Here is a 15,124-nt window from a genome sequence, read left to right as displayed (position 1 = left end):
GCCGCCGAGCGCGATTGAGAACAGCCCAAGTCCGAAACCCAGCTTCTTGTAATCCATGCGGAGATCCTCTCGGTCAGTCCCCGGCGACGCGGGCGAGCGGCATGGTCAGGCAATGGATGCCGCCGCCGCAGGCCGTGAATTCGGAGATGTCGACTGCAACCGGGTCGAAGCCGGCATCGGCGATCAGCCGGGCCACGCGGTCATGGCCGGCCGCCATCACGATCGTCCGGCCATCGATCGACAGGGTGTTGCAGCCCAGCCCGCGCGCTTCCTTGTAGCTGACCGGCAGCAGGCGAATGCCGTGCGCGGCCATCGCGCCGGGGAAGCCGTCGTCGAGCACGTCGGTGCAGGCGAGCGCCGTATGTGCGTCGAGCATGCAGAAGATCGTGTCGAGGTGCAGGAAATGCGGGTCGAACGGCACGATCAGCGCTTCCCAGCCGAAATCCGCGAACAGTCCCGCGAGCGCCGCTGCGCCGGCAGCATTTGTCCGCTCGCCCGAACAGCCGATCGCGACCAGCCCAGGTCGAACGACCGCGACGTCGCCGCCCTCGATGGTCCCTTCGGTGACTCGCAGCACCGGATGCGCGCCGAGCTTGGCCGCAGCCTCGAGCAGACAGTCCACTTCGGCGCGCCGATGCGGCAGCGCCGGATTGAGCGCCACCAGGCCCCAGGGCGTGGTCACCGCAACGTCGCGCGTGAAAGAAAGATCGGGCGCGCCTTCGACCGCGGGCACGAGATGGCAGCGCACGCCGTGCATCTCGAGCACCCGCTGCAGCGCCCGGTGCTGGCCGAGCGCGCCCAGCCGATCGGTCTCGAAGCCGTCGCGCAGGCTCTCGCGGGTGACCGAGCAGCAGGGGACCGGCGACAGGAATTCCGGGCGGGACAGCATCACGTCGGTGAGCCTGCGCGTCTCGCCCATGACTTGCCACGGCTGCAGTTCCACGAGCGCGGCACTGCCGCCCTGTTCGGAAAATTCGAGCTTCATGGGACCTCTTGCATAAGGCGTCGATCGGCGCGGATCGCGCCAGTGCGGAAGCATGACCGGCGAGGCGCGCTACTTCGCGTCAACGGAACCGGATGCCGGCTCGGCAACGTCGCGAAATGAGCGGCCCCGATCGGCCTGCACGGACACTAGCGGCTCTCGAGCCACTCGCGGACATCTTCCGCGCGATCGCCGACGGCATCGACGGCTTCCTGCAGCCGTTCGCGCGAGACGCCGAGCGAGCGGGTCCAGTCCTGCACTTCATAGTCTTCGTTCATGTTGATCCGGGCGCGATCCTGCCCCCCGACCTGCGTCTTGTCGTCCGCCACGCTACACCTCTCCACATTGCTTGACGACAACGGGCGAGAGGTGCCCGATTTCCTTCGATTGCGAAGTAAATCGTCTTAACGCACATCAATTGCAGCACTTTTTAACAGCGCCCGCGACCGCTTGGACGAACATCGGCGGGAGGCGCGAGAGCGATCGACGCCCGAAACACCGACTAGATCGGCATATCAACAAGGGCGCGCATCCGCGGATCGTCGTAACGACTGGCAAGTGCAAGCGCGAGGTCCCGGGGACCACACGCGTCTTCTATCTGACGGATTTCTCAAGGAAATCTGGATGCCCCGTGAGGATTCGAACCTCAATTGACGGAGTCAGAGTCCGTAGTCTTACCTTTAGACGACGGGGCAACAGGGCCGGCGAGATAGGGCGCGATCTCAGCGCTGTCAACGGCGCTTCTCGTGCGTGCCTTGCTCCGCCCGCGCGGCTGGGCTAGCCTCGTCGCCAAGCACCGGACGGCCGCATGTGGCCGAGACGGAACAGAATATAAGTGAGTGAGCCCGATGGGGGATGGCCCGGCCAGAGTGCCCCGCGGCCGGAGCGGCAGTTCCGCCCGGCCTGTACCGAAAATCCCGCCCGAGCGCGCGGCGCGCGCGCGCTGGCCCGAATCGCGCCATTTCGCGGCGCTCGATCTCGGCACCAACAATTGCCGGCTGCTGATCGCCCGGCCGCAAGGGAGCGGCTTCACGGTCATCGATGCCTTTTCGCGGATCGTCCGGCTGGGCGAGGGCCTCGCCACCACCGGCAAGCTCTCCGACGCCGCGATCGATCGCACCCTGGCCGCGCTGCGAATCTGCGCCGACAAGCTCAAGCGGCGTAACGTCGCGCTGGCGCGCTCGGTGGCAACCGAGGCGTGCCGCCAGGCGTCGAACGGCGCCGAATTCATCGAGCGCGTCTATCGCGAGACCGGCATCGCGCTCGACATCATCACTGCCGAGGAGGAAGCGCGGCTCGCGGTGCTGGGCTGCCACGCCCTGCTCGAGCCCGGCGACGGCCCAGCCCTGGTGTTCGACATCGGCGGGGGCTCGACCGAGCTTGTCCTCGTCGATTCGCGCGCCGAGGTGCCGCGTATCCTCGACTGGCACAGCGCGCCCTGGGGGGTGGTGTCGCTGACCGAGGCGGTGGGGCTCGCCGACGGGTCGGAGCAGGGCGCGGCGGTCTATGCCGATATGCGCGCGCGCGTCGCCGAGAGCTTCGCGCCGTTCGTCGCGCGGCTGCGTGAACCCAAGGGCACGCGGCGGCTGCTCGGTACCTCGGGAACGGTCACCACGCTGGCGAGCGTCCATCTCGGGCTTCCGGCCTATGACCGCTCGGTGGTCGACGGGCTGATCGTCCCGGCCGCGGCGATGCGCGACGTCAGCCGGCGAATCGCGAACATGAGCATGGCCGAACGCTCGCAGGTGCCGTGCATCGGCGCCGAGCGCGCCGATCTGGTCGTGGCGGGGTGCGCGATCCTCGAGACGATCATCGGCTTCTGGCCCGCCGAGCGGCTGGGGATCGCCGATCGCGGCATCCGCGAAGGCATATTGCGGCGATTGATGAACGGGGATCGGTTATGAGCCGGGGCGGCGGGCGCGGGCATACGCGCGTCAAGACGGCGCGCAGCCGCACTGCGCAATCGACACGCTGGCTCGAGCGCCAGCTCAACGATCCGTACGTCAAGCGCGCCAAGGCCGAGGGCTATCGCAGCCGCGCGGTCTACAAATTGCTCGAGCTCGACGAGAAGTTCGACATCCTCAAGGGCTCGAAACGCGTGATCGACCTGGGCATTGCGCCGGGCGGTTGGACGCAATTGGTACGCAAGCGGCTGCCCAAGGCCGCAGTGGTCGGGATCGACCTGCTGCCGGTCGATCCGATTCCCGGCGCGACGATCCTGCAGATGGACTTCATGGACGATGCCGCGCCCGAGCGGCTGATCGAGGAGCTCGGCGGAGCGCCCGACCTGATCCTCTCGGACATGGCGGCCAATACCGTCGGCCACGCGCAGACCGATGCGCTGCGTACGATGGGGCTGGTCGAGGCGGCGCTCGACTTCGCGGTCCGCACGCTCGAGCCCGGCGGCGATTTCGTCGCCAAGGTCTTTGCCGGCGGGGCCGATTCGGCCTTGGTGGCCGAGATGAAGCGCAACTTCGCCACCGTGAAGCACGCCAAGCCGCCGGCCAGCCGCAAGGGCTCGGTCGAATGGTTCGTGGTGGCGCAGGGCTTCAAGGGACGCGCGGAACCCGAGGCATGACTCCGCTGGCGACGCTGTTGTGGAGCGTGGCAATCGTCCTTGTCGGGATCAAGGCAGTGGCGACGGTGATCCTGCTCACCCGCCCGCGCGCCGTACGGACCGCGGACCGGCTCGGGCGCCAGCTGTGGTGGGCGACCAAGATCACCCCTGTCCTCGCAGTCCCCTGCCTCATCGCAGCCGCGCTGATCGAGCAGGATCGCGCCGGATTATGGGCCTATTCGCTGCTGATGATTTTCGTGCTCGTCGCCGTGCCGCTCAAAGTGTGGCAGCGCTGGCGCCAAGTTACCTAAGCAAAAGGGCCGGGGTCGCCCCCAGCCCTTTCGATGTCCGTGACGCGACGCGAGGCTCAGCCCTCGTAGTCGGCGCCCAGATTCTGGTTACGGGGCGGTGCCGCCGCGGTCAGGCGGAGCGCCTCGGCCGACTGGGCCAGCGAGCCGACCTCGTCCGGCGCTTCCTCGTCGTCGATCTGGACGCGCTGGAGGCTCGACACCACCGATTCCTCGAGATGCGTCGGGTGGACGGTCTCCTCGGCGATCTCGCGGAGCGCGACGACCGGGTTCTTGTCGCGGTCACGATCGAGGGTCAGCTCGGCGCCGCCCGAGATCTGCCGCGCGCGCTGCGCCGCGAAGAGCACCAGATCGAACCGGTTGGGGATCTTGTCGACGCAATCCTCGACTGTGACGCGCGCCATTCAGGCTTCCTTGATTGGGGAATTCGGGAGAGGGGCGGCACTTAGGCACCGCCCCCGCGAATGTCAAGAAAAACGCCTCTTGCCCGCGCTTCGCAACCCCGTCGGCGATGGCGAGTTTGGGCAACGCAACGCCGTAGGACCCGCCACCGATGCCCTTGCCGGAAACCGCCGCCCTTGCCGCAGGCGACGGTGCAGCCCATGAGCGAGGGATGGATCGCTGGTCCCAGCCCTTTACCGTCGACGGCAATCGACTGACGATGCTACCCGAGGGCCCCGAGCGGATGGCGGCGCTGCTCGGGCTGATCCGCTCGGCACAGCGCACGCTGCGCGTGCTCTATTACATCTATGTCGACGATTCGGCCGGCGCCGCGATGCGCGACGCACTGATCGCGGCGGCGGGACGCGGCGTGCAGGTTCACCTCATCGTCGACGGACTGGGCAGCGAGCATGCTGAATCCCACCATTTCTTCGATCCGCTCCGCGAAGCCGGCGTCGACATGTGCCGCTTCGTGCCGCGCTGGGGGCGGCGCTATCTGCTGCGCAACCACCAGAAATTGGCGCTCGCCGATGAGGAACGCGTGCTGATCGGCGGGTTCAACATCGAGGACAGCTATTTCGGCACGCCCGAGCAGGACGCGTGGCGAGACCTCGGACTGTTGGTTGAAGGACCTGCGGCGGCGCGGCTGGTCGGCTATTTCGACGCCTTGTCGCGCTGGACCAAACAGCCGCGCGCATCGATGCGATCGTTGGCCCGCACGCTCAATTCGTGGAGCGAGCCCGAGGGCGCGACGCGCTGGCTGCTCGGCGGGCCGATGCGGCGACTGTCGCCCTGGGCGCGGGTGGTCAAGCGCGAGATGGAGCGCGCGCAGACGATCGACCTGATCACTTCCTATTTCGCGCCGAATCCGGCGATGCTGCGGCGGCTCGACCGCGCCGGCAAGCGCGGCCGCGTCCGGCTGGTGCTGCCGTCGAAGGTCGATCACACCGCCTCTCTATGGGCGGCGCATTTCACTTATGCGGGGCTGCTGCGCAAGAAGGTCCAGATCTTCGAATATCAGCCGACCAAGCTCCACATGAAATTGTACGTGGTTGACGGCGTCGTCCATATCGGCTCCGCCAATTTCGACATTCGGAGCATGTTCCTCAACCTCGAGCTAATGCTGCGGATCGAGGATCGGGCCTTCGCCGAGCATGTAACGCGCTTCGTCGAGAGCGAAATCGCCGCTTCGGAGCTGATCACCCCGGAGATCCACAAGGCGCGCACCGGGCCGTGGATGCGGGTCAAGCAGCTCGCCGCCTATTTCGTGATGGCAGTGCTCGACTATAACGTCACGCGGCGGCTCAATTTCGGCCCGCAGCCGCGCCGGCGCGGCTAGGCGCGCGGAATATCGAAGGCGCGCGCGAAGAGATCGGCGACGTAGCGCGCCTCGGCCTCGACCTTGGCGGGGGTCGCCTCGTCCCTGCTCCACACCACGCGGTGATGCAGCCCGCCCAGGCAGAGGCTGGCGAGCGCCCTCGCCGCGGCGAGCGGATCGTCCTGGCGCATATGGCCCGCCGCCATCTCCGCGGTGAAGAAGTCTGTCAGCATCTGCTGGGTCGGCAGCGGGGCGCGGCGATAGAATATCTCGCCGACTTCGGGGAAGCGCCCCGATTCGGACGCGACGAGGCGATGCAGCAAAATCCCCTCGGGCGAAGTGATCTTGGTGATGAAGCTGCGGCAGAAGGCGAACAAGGTCGCGTGCAAGTCGTCCGAGGGCCGGAGCAGGTCGCTGAGCTGCTGGCGATAGGCGATCGTGGCGTGATCGAGCACCGCCGCAAACAGCTCCTCCTTCGACGGGAAATAGCCCCACAGCGTGCCCTTCGAGCCGCCGAGTTCGGCGGAGATCGCCGACATCGACGTCGCCGAATAGCCGTTCTCGAGGAACGAGCGCTTGGCCACTTCGAGGATCGCGAGGCGGCGCTCCTCCTTGCGCGCCTCGCGCTTGCCAGGAGCCTTTTCCGTTAGGTTTTCCATAACCGTACTATAGGGTACGATTTTATCTTGACAAGATGCGGTCGCGGGACCATTTGCGCTGCCGTACTCTACTGTACGGTATTTAAATCATGATGACATCCCGCTTCCGGCCGGCCTTGCTCGCGACGCTCGCCACTCCGCTTCTGTTTTCCGCCTGCGCGCCGGTGCCCAATCTCGGTGTGCGTCCCGACGTGCGCGCCGCCGACAGCTTTGCCGCCAGCCAGACGCTTGGCGCTACGGCAACGGCGTCGGCCTGGCCCGCCGGCAATTGGTGGGCCGATTATGCCGACCCCCAGCTGACCGCGCTGATCGAAGAGGGTCTCGCCGATTCGCCCGATCTCGCCGCCGCCGCGGCCCGGCTCCGCTCGGCCGAGGGCTATGCCCAGCAGGCCGGCGCCGCGCGCTTGCCGTCGGTCGGGATCGAGGCCAGCGCGACCGAGGCCAAGCAGAGCTACAATAACGGCATTCCCCCGGCATTCGTGCCGCAGGGCTGGAACGACAGCGGCCGCGTCGCCGCGAACCTGAGCTTCGATCTCGACCTGTGGGGCAAGAACCGCGCCGCGCTCGCCGCCGCGACGTCGGATGCCGAGGCCGCGCGGATCGAACTCGAGCAGTCGCGGCTGGTGCTGTCGACAAACATCGCCAGTGCCTATGCCGATCTTGCGCGCCTCGCCGCCGAGCGTCGCGTGCAGGAGAGCGCACTCGGCGTGCGTACTCGGACCCAGAAGCTGATCTCGGACCGCGTCGCCGCCGGGCTCGATACGCGCGCCGAATCGAAGCAGGCCGATTCCGCCGTCCCGCTCGCCCGCGCCAATCTGGCTGCGACCGACGAGGCGATCGGGCTGACCCGCAACCGCATCGCCGCCTTGCTGGGCAAGGGACCGGACCGCGGGCTGACGATCGCGCTCCCCAGCCAACCGACCGAGACGCGCGCGCTTCCTGCGGGCGTCACCACCGACCTGATCGGCCGCCGCCCCGACATCGCCGCCGCCCGCGCCCGCGTCGAAGCGGCCGCCAGCCGGATCAAGGTCGCGCGCGCCGATTTCTTTCCCTCGGTCAATATCAGCGCGCTGATCGGGCTCCAGTCGCTCGGCCTGTCGAACCTGGTCGACAGCGGCTCGACCTTCGGCCAGGTCGGGCCCGCGGTCAGCCTGCCGATCTTCCGCGGCGGCCAGCTCGCCGGCCAGTATAAGGGCGCGCGCGCCGGCTATGACGAGGCGGTCGCCAATTATGATGGCCTCGTCGCGACGGCGTTCCGCGAAGTCGCCGACGCCGTTACCAGCCAGCGTGCGCTCGCCACGCGGCTTTCCGAGAGTCGCCAGGCGTTGGCGGATTCGGAGGCCGCCTATTCGGTCGCCCGGCAGCGCTTCGACGGCGGGCTTTCGACCTTCCTCGACGTGCTGACGGCCGAGGACCGTGCGCTCCAGAACCGCCAGATCGTCGCCGATCTCGAGGCGCGGGCGTTCACGCTCGACGTCCAGTTGGTCCGCGCGCTCGGCGGAGGCTTTTCCCCAAACACCGCGGCTGCCGCCGCACGCAAGGACACGATTCATGGCTGACGCAGATCCCGCAGGCCTCGCCCTCCACACCGAACAAGAAGCGCAGAAGAAGCCGAACACGCTGCGCAAGCGGCTGCTCGGCGGCATCGCCGGCGCGGTGCTATTGGTCGGCGCCGGCTATGGCGGTTGGTACGCGCTGGTCGGCAGCCACTATATCAGCACCGACAATGCCTATGTCGGTGCCGACACCGCCAGCGTGACCCCGATGATCGCCGCCCAAGTGGTCAATGTCCGCGTCGCCGACACCCAGACGGTGCGCAAGGGCGACGTGCTGGTCCAGCTCGACGACAGCGACGCGCGGATCGCGCTCGCCCAGGCCGAGGCCGATCTCGCCAAGGCGCGGCGGCAGTACGGCCAGACTTCGGCGACCAGTGCCGCGCTTGCCGCGCAAGTCGAAGCACGCGGCGCAGATATCGCCAGCGCACGCGCCCAGCTCGGCGCCGCGCAGGCCGCCTATGAGAAGGCACGCGTCGATCTCGCGCGTCGCCAGAAGCTCGCCCCCAATGGCGCAGTCTCCGGTGACGAGCTGACCTCCGCGGTCAATGCCTTCGCCTCGGCTAGAGCGAACCTGGAACTCGCACGGGCTTCAGTCGCGCAAGCGAACTCGACGCGCGGCGCTGCGAGCGGCCAGCTCGCCGCGAACAATGCGCTGATCAACGGCACCACCGCCAACACCGCGCCCGAAGTGCTCGCGGCGCAGGCCAAGGTTGCACAGGCCAAGCTCGACATGGAGCGCACCGTGATCCGCGCGCCGATCGACGGCGTGATCACTCGGCGCAACGTCCAGATCGGCCAGCGCGTCGCGCCCGGCGCGCCGCTGATGCTGATCGTCCCGGTCGGCCAGCTCTATGTCGATGCCAATTTCAAGGAAGGCCAGCTCAACAAGGTCAAGGTCGGCCAGGGCGTGACGCTCAAGTCGGACCTGTATGGCGGCGATGTCGAATATCATGGGCGTGTTGTCGGCCTCTCGGGCGGGACCGGGTCTTCCTTCGCGTTGATCCCGGCGCAGAACGCCACCGGCAACTGGATCAAGGTGGTCCAGCGCCTGCCCGTGCGCGTCGCGCTCGATCCCAAGGAATTGCAGGCGCACCCGCTGCGGGTCGGCCTGTCGATGGACGCCGAGATCGACGTCTCCGCAAACTGAGGACGGCTGGTCATGAACGGCAAGGCTGAGGCCGCGGCGCCCCTGACGGGGTTCCGCCTGATCCTCGCGGGCGCAGTGCTTGCGCTCACCAACTTCATGGTGGTGCTCGACACCACCATCGCCAACGTATCGGTGCCGCATATCGGCGGCAGCCTCGGCATCTCGGCCAGCCAGGGGACGTGGATCATCACGTCCTATGCGGTGGCGGAGGCGGTCTGCGTCCCGCTCACCGGCTGGCTCGCCGGGCGATTCGGCACGGTGCGGACCTTCACCTTCGGGATGATCGGGTTCGGCGTTTTCTCCTTGCTGTGCGGCATGTCGACTTCGCTCGGCATGCTGGTCGCCTGCCGGATCGGACAGGGACTGTGCGGCGGCCCGCTGATGCCGCTCAGCCAGACCTTGCTGATGCGCATCTTCAAGCCCGAGCAGCGCGCCCAGGCGATGGGCGTCTGGGCGATGACCACGGTGACCGCGCCGATCCTCGGGCCGATCCTGGGCGGCACAATCAGCGACTCTTGGTCCTGGCACTGGATCTTCTTCATCAACCTGCCGGTCGCCGCGCTCTGCGCGTTCGGCGCGATGCGGCTGCTCGCTTCTTCCGAGACGCCGACCGAGAAGATGCGGATCGACGGGATCGGCCTCGCGCTGATGCTGTTGTGGATCGGCGCGCTGCAGATCATGCTCGATCTCGGCCGCGAGCATGATTGGTTCGGCGACCCGACGATCGTCGCACTCGCCGTGATCGCCGCGATTGGGCTGGCGGTGTTCCTCGCCTGGGAGCTCACCGAGGACCAGCCGATCGTCGATCTGCGCGTGTTCCGCCATCGCGGCTTCACCGTGGCGGTGGCATCGCTGTCCTTCGCCTTCGCGACCTTCTTCGCCTCGGCGGTGATCATCCCGCAATGGCTGCAGACCAGCATGGGCTATACCGCGACCTATGCCGGCTATGCCACGGCGTTCACCGGCGTCGCGGCGGTGATCATGTCGCCGATCGTTGCCAAGCTGTCCTCCAAGGTCGATCCGCGCGCATTGGTGTGCTTCGGCATATTGTGGCTGGGCATGACCTCGTTGCTCCGGGTCCATTGGAACAGCGGCGCCGATTTCTGGACGCTGGCCTTCCCGCAATTGCTCCAGGGCTTCGGGATGCCGTTCTTCTTCATCCCGCTGACCACTCTGGCGCTCGGCGCGGTCGAGCCCGAGGAGACCGCATCGGCGGCGGGCGTGATGAGCTTCCTGCGAACGATGGCGGGCGCGATCGGCACGTCCATCTCGGCGACGATGTGGGACGATAGCGGCCGGGTCGCGCGCAGCGAGATCGTCTCGCGGCTCAACACCCAGGGGACCAGCGACACGCTTGCGGCACAGGGTTTCTCGGTCGATCAGGTCCGCGCGATGATCGCGCAGCTGGTCGACAAGGAGGCGATGGCGCTGGCGACGACGCACATCTTCATGATCTCGGCAGTGGTATTCGCCTTCGCGGCGATGATCATCTGGCTGACGCCGCGGCCCACCCGGGCGGTGGAGATGGGGGCGGCGCACTAACTCCACATACGTTCGCCCTGCGCCTGTCGAAGGGCCGTTCTTCTCTTCTGCACGCTTCAGGAAAGACGGTGCTTCGACAGGCTCAGCACGAACGTGGCAGAGCGGGTCGCGCTGTTACAAACAGCGCGGATCGCGTACCGGCGCTTCGGCGCCGCGGGTGAGCCAGCGGCCGTCGGGCGCCTGGTATTTCTCGCCGGGCGCGCTGCGCAGGATCAGGTTGCAGCCGGTGACGAACGCCATCTGCTGGACGGTCGAGCCCGCCGCAGCCTGCGCGGTATATTGCTTCTTGCGCTGGATATTGATGTTGTTGACCAGCGCCTGGAGCGCCGGCGTCGCGGTGCCGACCACGCCGAGATAGCCGTCGGGCTGCTCGCCGACCTCGCCTGCGGCGCGCGCCGCCGAATAAGCGGGATCGCGCTGGGCAAGCGCAGGCGCCGCAACCAGCGCGGTCGCGGCAAGTGCGGCTAGAATTGGCAATGTGCGCATCAGAATATTCCCGGGTTTTCCTGGATCAGTGTCTTCGCCTTGTTGTCGAGACGATACACCACTTCCTGCGTGATCGATATGTTGAGGTTGATGACGATCGGCTTGTCGGGCGCCGTCACGTTGACGCACCCCCCGATCGTGGTTCCGATCGGGAGCATCGCCCAAAGCCCTATTGCTCGCTTCACCGTCATTGCAGCTCCCTTTATCGCAGCTTGTCGCTTTCGCGCGGCTGAACCGGCTTTGCGCCGGTCTCACTGCCGGACCGTTGCTGCTCCTCGAGCAGCGCCGGCAGATTGCGCTCGATCAATCGGTTCGGATCATACCATGACTGGACCGAATCGAGCAGTTGCTTGAACGGCGCGCTGACCCGGACGTTGAACACGAAGGGCAATTTCGCCAGCCGCCGCAGCAGGAAATTGGACTTGGTGCCCTTGCCTTGGCTGACCCCCGCGAAGCGGATCTCGGTGACCATATCGCCGGCGATCGGGCCGTTCATGTCGATCGTCAGGCTCTTGTAATCGAGCGCCTTGAGCGCCTGGAACGCCATGTTGCCCCAGAAGCCGACATCGCGCTGCGAGATTTCGCCGACGTAAGCCAGCGACCCGCCGGCGCGCGCGACCAGCGATCCGCCCTCGATGCGGCCGCCTTTTTCATCGAAGATCATCGGCAGCGTCCCGTCGAAAGTGCCGGTCGCGTCGAGATTGTCGAATTCCATTTCCTTGAGGAACAGCGCCGCATCGGCGCCAATCACGCGGAAGGTCATGCGGCGCTCGCGGCTCTCGCTGAAATCGAGGAGGGTCGGCTCGAGCACCAGTTCGCCGCCGGCGAACGGCCAGCGCGCGCCCTCGATCTGGACGCGCTGGTTGTCGAGCAGATGGAAGCGGATTGCGCCGTCGCGCACGGGGACGCCGGGGTTGATCTCCTGCGTCGTCGCCAGTTGGGCGGAGGCGGTGCGCAGGTTGAGCAGGTCGGTGAAGCGTATATCGGCGGCGAGGCCGCGGACCGGGCCGAACGCCGCGGCGAGATCGAGCGCGCGCGTGCCGAAGCGGCCGGTGCTGGTCACGCCCTCGGGGGTCCAGGCGATGTCGCCATGCCCCTCGACGGTGCCGACCACGTCGGCAACCACCCCGAAGGTGAGCGGCGTGAGGTCGCTTGGCTGGAGGCCGCTCTCGGCGAAGCGCAGCCCGGGCACCGTGATCACCGCGCTGCCGCTGCCTTGGCCGAGATCGTGGCGGATCTCGACGCGTGCGACGGCGATGCCGGTCGGGGTGTTCAGCCCGGCGCTCGCGGTGATCCGGTTGTCGACGAGATGCAAGACAGCATCGCTGCTGGCGAGCGGGTGGAAGCGCGGCGGGGTTACGGCGTCGGCAAGCTGAAGCTTGCCAGTGAGCGACAGTGCCGCGCCTTGCATCTGCCAATCGCCGTCTGCACCGGAGATTACCAGCGGGACCGCGCCGATCTGGCCGCTCAGCCCGGCAAAACTGCCGGCGATGCGCTCGGCGAAGCTGCCGGTGAGCGCGTCGATGTCGAGGCGCGAGACGCGCTCGGCACCGAGCCGAACCCGAGCGCCGTCGAGCGCGAAGCTGCGGCGGGCGAGGTCGATTCGCGCATCGGCCATGCCGAGCGCGAGCGGGTTGGCGCCGATCTGCCCGGTCAGCGCCGGTCGAACGAGGCGGATGCCGCCGCCAAAGCCTCGCGAGGAGACTGAGACCATCGCGCCGCCGACTGGGCAGGCCGCGAGGCTCGCTGGCGTCAGCACGGCGCCAGCGAGCGCGATGCGCTGGTAGCGGATCGTCGCGCAGGTCGGGTTGAGCGACACGCGCTGTCCCTGCCAGCGGGCATCGAGCGGCAGGATGAGCCCTTCGACGCGTCCATTGGCAAGCGGTCCGGAGAGCGTGGCGACCGTCTGCAAGGTGCCGCCGTCCTGTCCCAGCGCGAAGACGATGCGCGCGAGCGAGAGTGCTGCATCGCCCGCCGCATAACGCGCGACGAAGCCGGTGCCGTGGAGGCGGCCGTCGCCGGGCGCCCGGGCGAGCCGGAACTCGGCCTCGGGCATCCCGCCGCCGCGGAGCGCGAGCATGCCTGCGACGCGCGGGGCTGCTGCGCCCTCCCCGCTAATCCCCCCGCGATCGAGAACCAGGCGCGCACCGCTGGCAGTGACGACCGCTAGGCGCGGAATGCTGTAGCGCAGGCCCGCGGAAGATTGGCTGAGCGAGAGATCGGCGGTCGCATCGAACCGCGACGCCGCCTGCGCCGCCGATTGGGCGAGCCGCGCGGCGATCGGGGCGAGCGGCGTGCCCTTGGCGGCATCGCGATAGCCGGCGATCCGGGTGCGCAGCGGTTGCGGCAGGCTCGCAGACTGTGCGACCGCGGTGCCGCGATAGTCGAACACCCCCGGTGCCTGGCGGTAGTCACCCGCGAATTGCAGCGCGGCGCCGGCGATTTCGGGGGCCGCGAAACTTGCCGTCCGCAGGGCGAGCTGACCGTGCGTGCCTTGCGCGCTGCCGGTGAACGACACCCGACCGCTGATCCCCGCGGCCTGGCGGCGCGCGGCTTCGAGACGGGCGATGGCAACGTCTGCGCCGCCGGCCCAGCTGTCGAGCCCGGCGCCGAGCGTCGCGCGCACCGCGAGCCTGGGCGCGGTGACCTGCACGCCGGCGCAACCGAGCGTGGCGGCCGAGAGCGGGCCCGCAATCATGGGCCGCGCCTTGGCGATGCGCAGATCGAATGCGCCGGCGAGCCCCGCAGCGGTGCAGCCGGCGAGGTCGAGCCGCGGCGCCGCGATCCGAGCCTTGCCGGCGAAACCGTCGTCGAGCCGGCCGCGTCCGGCCAATGCCAAGTCGACCTTGCCATGGCCGCTATCCAGCCGCACCCCGAGATCGGCGACATCGAGATCGACATGGGGCAACGCAAACCCCTTGCCGGAGGAGGCCGGCAGCAGCCGGTCGATCGCGCCGAGCGAAAGCTTGCCCTCGACGAGCCGTGCCTTGAGCCGAACCCGGCCGGCGCGCAGCGCGAGCACCTCGGCGCGCCAGGGCGACAGCGACGTGCCGAGCTCGATCCAGTCGGCAGCGAGGTCGGGATCGCGCGGATCGCCGACCACGACGCCGGTCAGGCGCTGACGCCAGGGCGACAATTGCTCGATATGGTAGCGGGCCGCGACGCCGCGACGCCGCAATTCGCGATCGACATATTCGCGCGCGATCGTCCGCCGCTGCAGCCATGTTGCGGCGAGCACGGCGAGCAGCAGCATCGCCAGCGCGAACAGGAGGCGTCCCCATGCCCGCCGCGCACGCGGCGGCGGCTCTGGGGCGCTTGCCGGCGGCGGCGCTGGATCGAGGGTCTTGGTCACGCCGTGGCTACTCCCGCGGCGCCACTATCGCGAGGTTTGCGCTGTCGGCAAGGGGTGGGCACCCGGAGCACGGACGCGAAAAAAGCCCGCGGGCTTTGTGCCTGCGGGCTTTGGGTTGGTTGCGGGAGCAGGATTTGAACCTGCGACCTTCAGGTTATGAGCCTGACGAGACGACAGCACAAAAGGCAGTCCGGGGGACTGCCTGGCTGCTGTTGTGGGCTGCGGTGAGCGACCTTTGGTTGCGGGAGTAGGATTTGAACCTACGACCTTCAGGTTATGAGCCTGACGAGCTACCGGGCTGCTCCATCCCGCGCCAGAGGCGCGACCGGAGGTCGCTAACATTGTGATGGGTTTTTCTGGGAACTTTGGGATTTGCGTGTTTCGCACGGGCTGCAATGCCTGGCGGCGACCTACTCTTCCATCGCTTGAGCGATAGTACCATCGGCGCAGTCTGGTTTCACGGCCGAGTTCGGGATGGGATCGGGTGGTTCACAGACGCCATAGCCACCAGGCAATGGAGCACGTGCGAAGACGCATGTTCTTGGGTTCAAATCGATACCGTGCACGGTGTTGAATACAGCTGCGACATGATCATCCACGTCAATGCAGCCAGGGCTGTCATTGATGGTGGAACTCTCAAGCGCGAATAGGACAATTAGTATCGGTTAGCTCCATGCGTTACCGCACTTCCACATCCGATCTATCAAGGTCGTGGTCTCCGACCGTCCTAAGAAATCTTATCTCGAGGGAGGCTTCCCGCTTAGATGCTTTCAGCG

General features: G+C 67.6%; 14 protein-coding genes, 2 tRNA genes and 2 rRNA genes. 7 read left to right on the top strand and 11 right to left on the bottom strand.

Going from position 1 to position 15,124, the window contains the following annotated elements; all coding sequences use genetic code 11:
* Positions 1-73: 73 nt before the first annotated feature.
* From AC3WJI_RS15610 to AC3WJI_RS15600, 3 genes are all read right to left on the bottom strand, one after another.
* The gene (locus AC3WJI_RS15610) at positions 74-985 is read right to left on the bottom strand and encodes a dimethylarginine dimethylaminohydrolase family protein (RefSeq protein WP_492758200.1); all 912 of its coding nucleotides are present in this window, start codon (positions 983-985) and stop codon (positions 74-76) included.
* Positions 986-1,131: 146 nt separating this feature from the next.
* Positions 1,132-1,311, bottom strand: coding sequence for a DUF3606 domain-containing protein (locus AC3WJI_RS15605; RefSeq protein ID WP_492758199.1), 180 nt, complete (start codon positions 1,309-1,311; stop codon positions 1,132-1,134).
* A 292-nt stretch (positions 1,312-1,603) separates the two neighbouring features.
* Positions 1,604-1,677, bottom strand: a tRNA-Gln gene (locus AC3WJI_RS15600).
* A 153-nt stretch (positions 1,678-1,830) separates the two neighbouring features.
* Between AC3WJI_RS15600 and AC3WJI_RS15595 the strand changes: the two genes are divergently transcribed.
* Genes AC3WJI_RS15595 through AC3WJI_RS15585 form a run of 3 tightly spaced genes read left to right on the top strand, consistent with a single transcriptional unit; the run spans position 1,831 to position 3,850 of the window.
* Positions 1,831-2,886, top strand: coding sequence for a Ppx/GppA phosphatase family protein (locus tag AC3WJI_RS15595; RefSeq protein WP_492758198.1), 1,056 nt, complete (start codon positions 1,831-1,833; stop codon positions 2,884-2,886).
* Positions 2,883-3,560: an RlmE family RNA methyltransferase gene (locus AC3WJI_RS15590; protein WP_492758197.1), complete on the top strand. Its 678-nt coding sequence runs from the start codon at positions 2,883-2,885 to the stop codon at positions 3,558-3,560. The genes AC3WJI_RS15595 and AC3WJI_RS15590 overlap by 4 nt, the downstream gene beginning before the upstream one ends.
* Complete coding sequence (locus AC3WJI_RS15585) at positions 3,557-3,850, top strand: hypothetical protein (RefSeq protein ID WP_492758196.1); 294 nt, start codon at positions 3,557-3,559, stop codon at positions 3,848-3,850. The genes AC3WJI_RS15590 and AC3WJI_RS15585 overlap by 4 nt, the downstream gene beginning before the upstream one ends.
* Before the next feature lie 56 nt (positions 3,851-3,906).
* Here the strand turns inward: AC3WJI_RS15585 and rpoZ are convergent, their stop codons facing one another.
* Positions 3,907-4,251, bottom strand: a complete 345-nt coding sequence (gene rpoZ, locus AC3WJI_RS15580) for a DNA-directed RNA polymerase subunit omega (RefSeq protein ID WP_492758195.1) — start codon at positions 4,249-4,251, stop codon at positions 3,907-3,909.
* A gap of 209 nt (positions 4,252-4,460) precedes the next feature.
* Here rpoZ and AC3WJI_RS15575 point away from each other — a divergent pair, with 209 nt between their 5' ends.
* Positions 4,461-5,627 (top strand): phospholipase D-like domain-containing protein, encoded by a 1,167-nt coding sequence (locus AC3WJI_RS15575; RefSeq protein WP_492758194.1) that lies wholly within the window; start codon positions 4,461-4,463, stop codon positions 5,625-5,627.
* Here the strand turns inward: AC3WJI_RS15575 and AC3WJI_RS15570 are convergent.
* Complete coding sequence (locus AC3WJI_RS15570) at positions 5,624-6,265, bottom strand: TetR/AcrR family transcriptional regulator (RefSeq protein ID WP_492758193.1); 642 nt, start codon at positions 6,263-6,265, stop codon at positions 5,624-5,626. The genes AC3WJI_RS15575 and AC3WJI_RS15570 overlap by 4 nt on opposite strands.
* A gap of 89 nt (positions 6,266-6,354) precedes the next feature.
* Here AC3WJI_RS15570 and AC3WJI_RS15565 point away from each other — a divergent pair, with 89 nt between their 5' ends.
* Genes AC3WJI_RS15565 through AC3WJI_RS15555 form a run of 3 tightly spaced genes read left to right on the top strand, consistent with a single transcriptional unit; the run spans position 6,355 to position 10,510 of the window.
* Positions 6,355-7,824 carry an efflux transporter outer membrane subunit gene (locus tag AC3WJI_RS15565; protein ID WP_492758192.1) on the top strand — a complete coding sequence of 490 codons (1,470 nt, stop codon included), beginning with the start codon at positions 6,355-6,357 and terminating at the stop codon, positions 7,822-7,824.
* Positions 7,817-8,968 carry an HlyD family secretion protein gene (locus tag AC3WJI_RS15560; protein WP_492758191.1) on the top strand — a complete coding sequence of 384 codons (1,152 nt, stop codon included), beginning with the start codon at positions 7,817-7,819 and terminating at the stop codon, positions 8,966-8,968. The genes AC3WJI_RS15565 and AC3WJI_RS15560 overlap by 8 nt, the downstream gene beginning before the upstream one ends.
* A 12-nt stretch (positions 8,969-8,980) precedes the next feature.
* Positions 8,981-10,510 (top strand): DHA2 family efflux MFS transporter permease subunit, encoded by a 1,530-nt coding sequence (locus AC3WJI_RS15555; protein WP_492758190.1) that lies wholly within the window; start codon positions 8,981-8,983, stop codon positions 10,508-10,510.
* Between the two features lie 114 nt (positions 10,511-10,624).
* On the opposite strand, the gene AC3WJI_RS15550 is transcribed toward AC3WJI_RS15555, so the two are convergent.
* From AC3WJI_RS15550 to AC3WJI_RS15525, 6 genes are all read right to left on the bottom strand, one after another.
* Positions 10,625-10,996 (bottom strand): YdbL family probable chaperone protein, encoded by a 372-nt coding sequence (locus tag AC3WJI_RS15550; RefSeq protein WP_492758189.1) that lies wholly within the window; start codon positions 10,994-10,996, stop codon positions 10,625-10,627.
* Positions 10,996-11,154, bottom strand: a complete 159-nt coding sequence (locus AC3WJI_RS15545) for a YnbE family lipoprotein (RefSeq protein ID WP_492758188.1) — start codon at positions 11,152-11,154, stop codon at positions 10,996-10,998. The genes AC3WJI_RS15550 and AC3WJI_RS15545 overlap by 1 nt, the downstream gene beginning before the upstream one ends.
* Before the next feature lie 44 nt (positions 11,155-11,198).
* Positions 11,199-14,348, bottom strand: coding sequence for an intermembrane phospholipid transport YdbH family protein (locus tag AC3WJI_RS15540; protein WP_492758187.1), 3,150 nt, complete (start codon positions 14,346-14,348; stop codon positions 11,199-11,201).
* Between the two features lie 236 nt (positions 14,349-14,584).
* Positions 14,585-14,661 (bottom strand) — tRNA-Met (locus AC3WJI_RS15535).
* 84 nt (positions 14,662-14,745) lie between these two features.
* Positions 14,746-14,860 (bottom strand): 5S ribosomal RNA (rrf, locus tag AC3WJI_RS15530).
* Positions 14,861-14,984: 124 nt separating this feature from the next.
* Positions 14,985-15,124, bottom strand: a 23S ribosomal RNA gene (locus AC3WJI_RS15525); the annotation flags it as partial.

The sequence above is a fragment of the Sphingomonas sp. FW306-1B-B10E genome (assembly GCF_058782005.1).
The sequence above is the reverse complement of the archived record's forward strand: the minus strand, read 5'-3'. Positions and strand labels throughout refer to the sequence as shown.

Coding starts and splice junctions, on each gene's coding strand:
- AC3WJI_RS15555 (WP_492758190.1), top strand. CDS start 8,981: ATGAACGGCAAGGCTGAGGCCGCGGCGCCCCTGACGGGGTTCCGCCTG.
- AC3WJI_RS15570 (WP_492758193.1), bottom strand. CDS start 6,265: ATGGAAAACCTAACGGAAAAGGCTCCTGGCAAGCGCGAGGCGCGCAAG.
- AC3WJI_RS15575 (WP_492758194.1), top strand. CDS start 4,461: ATGGATCGCTGGTCCCAGCCCTTTACCGTCGACGGCAATCGACTGACG.
- AC3WJI_RS15585 (WP_492758196.1), top strand. CDS start 3,557: ATGACTCCGCTGGCGACGCTGTTGTGGAGCGTGGCAATCGTCCTTGTC.
- AC3WJI_RS15595 (WP_492758198.1), top strand. CDS start 1,831: ATGGGGGATGGCCCGGCCAGAGTGCCCCGCGGCCGGAGCGGCAGTTCC.
- AC3WJI_RS15545 (WP_492758188.1), bottom strand. CDS start 11,154: ATGCTCCCGATCGGAACCACGATCGGGGGGTGCGTCAACGTGACGGCG.
- AC3WJI_RS15565 (WP_492758192.1), top strand. CDS start 6,355: ATGATGACATCCCGCTTCCGGCCGGCCTTGCTCGCGACGCTCGCCACT.
- AC3WJI_RS15590 (WP_492758197.1), top strand. CDS start 2,883: ATGAGCCGGGGCGGCGGGCGCGGGCATACGCGCGTCAAGACGGCGCGC.
- AC3WJI_RS15610 (WP_492758200.1), bottom strand. CDS start 985: ATGAAGCTCGAATTTTCCGAACAGGGCGGCAGTGCCGCGCTCGTGGAA.
- AC3WJI_RS15550 (WP_492758189.1), bottom strand. CDS start 10,996: ATGCGCACATTGCCAATTCTAGCCGCACTTGCCGCGACCGCGCTGGTT.
- rpoZ (WP_492758195.1), bottom strand. CDS start 4,251: ATGGCGCGCGTCACAGTCGAGGATTGCGTCGACAAGATCCCCAACCGG.
- AC3WJI_RS15560 (WP_492758191.1), top strand. CDS start 7,817: ATGGCTGACGCAGATCCCGCAGGCCTCGCCCTCCACACCGAACAAGAA.